This is a genomic window from Staphylococcus sp. EG-SA-2, from assembly GCF_017152085.1.
The window spans coordinates 1-6,448 of record NZ_JACYHC010000406.1 but is presented as its reverse complement, the minus strand read 5'-3'; the positions used below and the strand labels follow the sequence as shown (position 1 = coordinate 6,448).

The window sequence follows — 6,448 nt, the reverse complement described above, 5'->3', positions numbered from 1 at the left end:
CCTAAAATTGCTGCGATTTGATCACTGAATGGTAAAGTAACTAAAATCACGATAAGTCCTAGTGCAATACCACCATAAATAGAGAAACTACTTACAAATTTACTCTTACTATAGTCTTTCGCACCTAATAAACGTGAAATATAAGTTCCTGCACCAACGCCAAATAAATTACCCAACCCCATTAAGATAGCAAATACTGGCAGTGTTAGAGAGATAGCAGAAATCATGTGGCTATCTTCTAAAAATCCTATAAAGTAAATATTTAATATGCCATAAATAACGCTTAATAAAGTCCCTATCATCATTGGCAATGAGAAATGCATCATCGCTTTAAATACTGGCGATTTCTCAAAATAATATAATTGTTCGTCTTTCATTGTTCAATACTCCTTGTCTTTTCCAATAATTAGCTTACTAACAATTAGATATCTAACTATAATATTAAAGATAAAGTGACTGATTTCTACCAGTCACACTTACCATTTATTGTAAACTAGATAACATTTTAGTTAAGTTTGCTTTCATTTGTTCATTTTCTTCTTCAGATAACTGCGATACGAGTGTTTGCTCCATTTCATCAAATATCGAAGTGAATGCTTCTACAAGTTTAATCCCAGAGGTAGTCAGTCCTATATTCTTTCTTCTCGTATCTTGTGCATCGACATAGCGATAGATCAGCTTTTTACGTTCAAGGTTCCTTAATAAATTACTGACAGTTGGACCTGTTCGTTGTAATGCTTTAGCAATATCATTTTGTGTCAGTCCATCTTGTTGATGTGCATAAAGATAACCTAACGTATGACCTTGCTCATTTGTAATATCAAATTGCTCTAACTTTTGATCAGCCTTTTGTTTCATCTCATGACTAATCATTCTAAATAAATACGAATAAGTGAATTCCATTTATTGCACCACCATTTCGTTAGATGTCTAACTAAATATACTGCGACATTTTTAAATTGTCAACATGAATATCTAATTTATTTTAAAAGTTCCTATAAAATCTTGCGCCATAAACATTTTGATATGCAATTTTTCGGATTAAAATATGAAAGAGATTGCATATCTACGTTTTTAAGAAATCGCTTACAATTACAAATAGGAGGATATTACGTTGTTAAGTTATAGACAAATCGAAATTTTGTATCTTTTAATTCATGAGCAAACGTTTATTCCAATCAATACCATTGCTAATCAACTTGGTGTATCACCTCGTACCATTCAATATGATATAGCATATATTGAGCAATATGCTGAAACTTATCATTACCAAGTCAGCCGTAATAAAGCTGCAGGCATCAAAGTAACAACAGCTCACGCGACACTATTAAATGAATTAGAGCACAATCTAACAAATCAAATTCATTTTTCAAAAGATGAACGACTCACACATATCGCTTTAAAGTTATTCGAAACAACCGATCCTGTTTCAACAAAGCAACTTGCGCAAGATGTTAATGTTTCGCGTCGGACAATTGCAGATGATATTAAAATGATTCAAGCCCAACTAGATCAATACCATTTAAAGTTAAATTATGTCCACAATAAAGGATTCAATGTTATTGGTGAGGAAGATCATTATCGTAAAGCGTATGCACACTTTATACATCAATATATGAAACAAGCTGCACCTTTTATAGAGGCGGATATCTTTAATTCAGAATCAATCGCATTGGTTCGCCGTGCCATTATTAAGACATTAAATAGTGAAAATTATCATTTAGTTCAGTCGGCTATCGATGGCTTAATCTATCATATACTCATTGCCATTCAGCGTTTAAATGAAAATTTTTCGTTCGATATACCTATCAATGAAATTGATAAATGGCGACATACTAATCAGTATGCTATTGCTTCAAAAATGATAGAAAACTTAGAACGCAGTTGTAATGTCACATTTCCAGAGTCTGAAATTATCTTTATCACGTTACATTTACTAGGCTCTAAAATGACCGAACATACAGCATCTTCAATTACCTTTGAATACCATGATTTATCGCAAAATATACATGAATTGATCACTTGTGTTAGCCAAGAATTAGGCATTGATATGTCAAAAGACAACAAGTTGCATACCAGTCTGATCACACATATCAAACCAGCTATACATCGTATTAAATACGATATGCTACAACCTAATCCTTTGAGGCAAGAAGTTATGCGTCGCTATCCTCAAATCATTGAAGCCGTTAGCAAGCATATTAGCCCAATTGAACAAGATGCTGCTATTCGCTTCAACGAAGATGAATTAACATACATTACAATTCACTTCGCATCAAGTATAGAGCGTGTTGCAACACATAAACAATCAATGATTAAGGTTGTCTTACTATGTGGTTCTGGTATAGGCACGTCGCAACTTTTAAAATCAAAACTAAATCATCTGTATCCTGAGTTTCACATTTGGGATGCCTATTCCATTTATCAATTGGAAGAAAGTCGATTATTGCAAGATAACATTGATTATGTCATTTCAACAGTACCTTGTGAAATATCAGCTGTACCAGTTATTCATGTCGATCCATTTATCAATCAACAATCTCGTCAAAAATTGAATCAAATTATCAATGACTCAAGAGAACAACGAGTCATGAAAATGGCAACTGATGGCAAGTCACTCGCAGATTTATTGCCTGAACATCGCATCATTATAAATGAACAACCATTATCAATTGAATCCGCAATTGCAGTGGCTGTGCAACCTTTAATCAATGATGGCATTGTCTATTCAAATTATACAGCTGCAATTTTAAAACAATTTGAACAATTCGGGTCATATATGGTCATTAGTCCACATATTGCACTTATTCACGCTGGTACTGATTATGTACAGAATGGTGTAGGTTTCGCACTAACATATTTCACTGAAGGGATTATCTTTGGTAGTAAAGCTAACGATCCCGTTCACCTTGTAATTACATTAGCAACGGACCACCCCAATGCACATTTAAAGGCATTGGGACAGTTAAGCGAATGCTTAAGCAACGACTTATATCGACAAGATTTCTTAGATGGGAATATTTTTAAAATTAAACAACACATTGCTTTAACTATGACAAAGGAGGTTTAATAACGTGTCATTAGACATTTTGTCAACAACACGCATCATTGTAAAAGAACAAGTAAATGATTGGACTGAAGCTATAACTATAGCTTCTCAGCCATTACTACAAGAACAAATTATTGAACAAGGCTATGTTCAAGCAATGATTGATAGCGTTAATGAACTTGGACCTTATATCGTTATCGCACCTGAAATTGCAATTGCACATGCAAGACCGAACAATGACGTACATCAAGTTGGTTTAAGTCTATTAAAGTTGAATCAACATGTGGCATTTTGTGATGAAGATCACTACGCATCTCTCATTTTTGTATTGAGTGCCATCGACAATCATTCACACTTATCTGTATTACAAAATTTAGCAACCGTACTGGGCGATAACCAAACAGTCCAGCAACTATTAACTGCAACAAATGCACAAGACATTAAAAACATTTTAAAGGAGCATGATTAATATGAAAATTTTAGTAGTATGTGGCCACGGTTTAGGAAGTAGTTTTATGGTAGAAATGAACGCACAAGAAGCACTTAGGCAACTTAATGCACCATCTGATATCGAAGTTGAACATAGTGACATTATGACAGCAAGTCCAGAGATGGCTGACTTGTTTATTTGTGGTAGAGATTTAGCTGAAAATGCCGAACGCCTAGGGGATGTCTTAGTTCTTGATAATATTTTAGATAAAGCTGAATTACAACAAAAGCTCTCAGAAAAATTACAACAACTTAACATGATTTAAAGGAGGTACGACCTATGCAAGCAATCCTTAATTTTATAGTCGATATTTTAAGTCAACCAGCCATTCTTGTTGCACTGATTGCCTTTATAGGTTTAATCGTTCAGAAAAAACCTGCCGCAACGATCACTTCAGGAACCATTAAAACGATATTAGGCTTCTTAATTTTAAGTGCAGGTGCTGATGTCGTCGTTCGATCTCTTGAACCATTCGGCAAAATATTCCAACACGCATTTGGTGTGCAAGGTATCGTACCTAACAACGAAGCTATCGTCTCACTAGCCTTAAAAGATTTTGGAACAACAGCTGCACTCATCATGGTCTGTGGCATGATTGTTAATATTTTAATTGCTCGCTTCACTAATTTAAAATATATCTTTTTAACAGGTCATCATACATTTTACATGGCTGCGTTTTTAGCAATCATTTTAACAGTCAGTCATATTAAAGGCTGGCTAACAATTGTTATCGGCGCACTCGTATTAGGATTAATCATGGCAGTATTACCTGCATTACTCCAACCTACGATGCGAAAAATTACAGGGAATGACCAAGTAGCGTTAGGTCATTTTGGCTCAATCAGTTACTTTGCCGCAGGTGCTGTAGGTCAATTATTCAAAGGTAAGTCTAAATCAACGGAAGAGATTAAATTTCCAAAAGGCTTAAGTTTCTTACGAGAAAGTACAATTAGTATCTCGATTACAATGGCATTACTTTACTTCATCGCATGCTTATTTGCGGGCGTTAGTTATGTACACGAATCTATTAGTGATGGTCAAAACTTTATTGTCTTTTCTTTAATTCAAGGTGTGACATTTGCTGCTGGTGTATTTATTATTTTAACGGGCGTTCGTTTAATCTTAGCTGAAATCGTCCCAGCATTTAAAGGAATTTCTGAAAAGCTTGTACCAAATTCTAAACCTGCATTAGACTGCCCTATTGTGTTCCCTTATGCACAAAATGCAGTATTAATTGGATTCTTTGTCAGCTTTATTACAGGTGTCATCGGTATGTTTATCTTATTCTTATTTGGTGGCGTCGTCATTTTACCTGGCGTAGTTGCACACTTCTTCTTAGGTGCAACGGCTGCTGTATTCGGTAATGCAAGAGGCGGTATTAAAGGTGCTGTTGCTGGCGCCGCTCTAAATGGTATCCTAATCACGTTTTTACCATTATTATTCTTGCCATTTTTAGGCGAATTAGGTGGTGCTGCAACAACATTCTCAGATACAGACTTTTTAACTGTCGGTATCGTGTTCGGTAACGCAGTAAAATATATGGGATTATTTGGTGCGATTCTATTTATTATTATCGTAGGTGCGACAGCAATTTTATTAAAAGGCCGTCAAAAGCCACAGCAATAGTGTTAACGTAAATATATAAAACACCGTCACATATTGAGTGAATGCCTCTTTTATCAAGAGGAAAGCCACTTACTTATGGACGGTGTTTTTGTATTATATTAAATGAAATTTAGCCATACTATCAATTGCTGCTAAAATTGCTTCTTCTTGTGTCGCAATCGGTTCCCAACCAAGTAATGTTTTTGCACGTTCGTTACTTACATTGCGGTTCATATCTAATAAAAGTTTACCTTCTTTAGCTTGATGATTAAATTTAGCACCTAGACTCAAAATAAAGTCTGGTAATTTTTTAGTAGAAACTTTTTGAGCTATTTCAGGTCTCTTTTCTTTAATTAATTTTGCAATTTCCAACAAATTAATTTGTCCATCAGCTGTAGCAATAAATCGCTTGCCATTAGCCTGTTCATTTGTCATTGCCAAAATGTGTAGTTCAGCTACGTCTCTCACATCAACAACATTCAATGGAATTTGCGGTACACGTTTCATTGAACCATTCAATAAATTTTCTAATAAATGAAAGCTTCCTGAAACGTGTGCATCTAATGATGGCCCAAAAATTGCAACTGGATTGATTGTGGCAAATTCTACTGTTGTATTTTCATTCTCAACAAAATCCCACGCTGCCTTTTCAGCTAACAATTTTGATTTTTCATATACTGATAAGCCTGGTTCATCTTCATTTGTCCAATGACTTTCATTTGTGATTGAATTTTTATCTTTATTGCTAAAACCAACTGCACCAAAGTTTGCAGTCATCACCACACGCTTCACGCCAGCATGTTCTGCAGCTCTTAAAATACGTTGTATGCCTTCAATGGCAGGCTTCGCCATCACTTCTGCATCGTCTGTTTTACCGAAAAACACCGGAGATGCTACACTCAAGACATATTTACAATCTTTCATTGCTTCATCCCAATGTTCATCTTGTGATAAATCCGCTTCGACAAACATTAATCGCTCTGTGGAAATGCCATTGTCTTGCATTGTTTTAATTACTTTATCAGCTTTACTTAAATCACGTATCGTTGTTTGTACCTCATAACCTTGTTCTAATAATCGTGAAATAATTCGCATGCCAACAAACCCTGTACCACCGGTTACTAATACTTTATTATTCATCACATAATCTCCTCTTTGTGTCTATTGATTACTCATTATAGCAGTCATTATATTTTGACGTATATAAATAGACTTTAGTAGCTAGTATTTAATCTTACTTATATAAATGAAAATGAATTTATTCCTTTAAAAACTATCATTAACCATTTTCAAATACCCAATCA

General features: G+C 34.7%; 7 protein-coding genes. 4 read left to right on the top strand and 3 right to left on the bottom strand.

Annotated features, from left to right (window positions below):
- Together IDG60_RS04080 and mepR are read right to left on the bottom strand one after the other, a co-directional pair.
- Positions 1–377 (bottom strand): MATE family efflux transporter (locus IDG60_RS04080; protein WP_241013336.1); only part of this gene is annotated, 377 nt, incomplete at its 3' end.
- A gap of 106 nt (positions 378–483) precedes the next feature.
- Entirely contained in the window at positions 484–903 is a 420-nt protein-coding gene (gene mepR / locus IDG60_RS04075) for a multidrug efflux transporter transcriptional repressor MepR (protein WP_000397416.1), read from the bottom strand.
- A gap of 211 nt (positions 904–1,114) precedes the next feature.
- Between mepR and IDG60_RS04070 the strand changes: the two genes are divergently transcribed.
- Genes IDG60_RS04070 through IDG60_RS04055 form a run of 4 tightly spaced genes read left to right on the top strand, consistent with a single transcriptional unit; the run spans position 1,115 to position 5,165 of the window.
- On the top strand, positions 1,115–3,070 hold the full coding sequence (locus IDG60_RS04070) for a BglG family transcription antiterminator (protein ID WP_000954271.1): 1,956 nt from the start codon (positions 1,115–1,117) through the stop codon (positions 3,068–3,070).
- 4 nt (positions 3,071–3,074) lie between these two features.
- Positions 3,075–3,518 carry a PTS sugar transporter subunit IIA gene (locus IDG60_RS04065; RefSeq protein ID WP_000050762.1) on the top strand — a complete coding sequence of 148 codons (444 nt, stop codon included), beginning with the start codon at positions 3,075–3,077 and terminating at the stop codon, positions 3,516–3,518.
- A gap of 1 nt (position 3,519) precedes the next feature.
- Positions 3,520–3,804 (top strand): PTS sugar transporter subunit IIB, encoded by a 285-nt coding sequence (locus IDG60_RS04060; protein WP_000699538.1) that lies wholly within the window; start codon positions 3,520–3,522, stop codon positions 3,802–3,804.
- A gap of 14 nt (positions 3,805–3,818) precedes the next feature.
- On the top strand, positions 3,819–5,165 hold the full coding sequence (locus IDG60_RS04055; RefSeq protein ID WP_001147974.1) for a PTS ascorbate transporter subunit IIC: 1,347 nt from the start codon (positions 3,819–3,821) through the stop codon (positions 5,163–5,165).
- 93 nt (positions 5,166–5,258) lie between these two features.
- On the opposite strand, the gene IDG60_RS04050 is transcribed toward IDG60_RS04055, so the two are convergent.
- Positions 5,259–6,284: an SDR family oxidoreductase gene (locus tag IDG60_RS04050; RefSeq protein ID WP_206160517.1), complete on the bottom strand. Its 1,026-nt coding sequence runs from the start codon at positions 6,282–6,284 to the stop codon at positions 5,259–5,261.
- Positions 6,285–6,448 lie beyond the last annotated feature (164 nt).

What these genes read in the sequence shown, in the direction of transcription:
- IDG60_RS04060 (WP_000699538.1), top strand. Translation starts at nt 3,520, where the DNA reads ATGAAAATTTTAGTAGTATGTGGCCACGGTTTAGGAAGTAGTTTTATG.
- IDG60_RS04050 (WP_206160517.1), bottom strand. Translation starts at nt 6,284, where the DNA reads ATGAATAATAAAGTATTAGTAACCGGTGGTACAGGGTTTGTTGGCATG.
- mepR (WP_000397416.1), bottom strand. Translation starts at nt 903, where the DNA reads ATGGAATTCACTTATTCGTATTTATTTAGAATGATTAGTCATGAGATG.
- IDG60_RS04055 (WP_001147974.1), top strand. Translation starts at nt 3,819, where the DNA reads ATGCAAGCAATCCTTAATTTTATAGTCGATATTTTAAGTCAACCAGCC.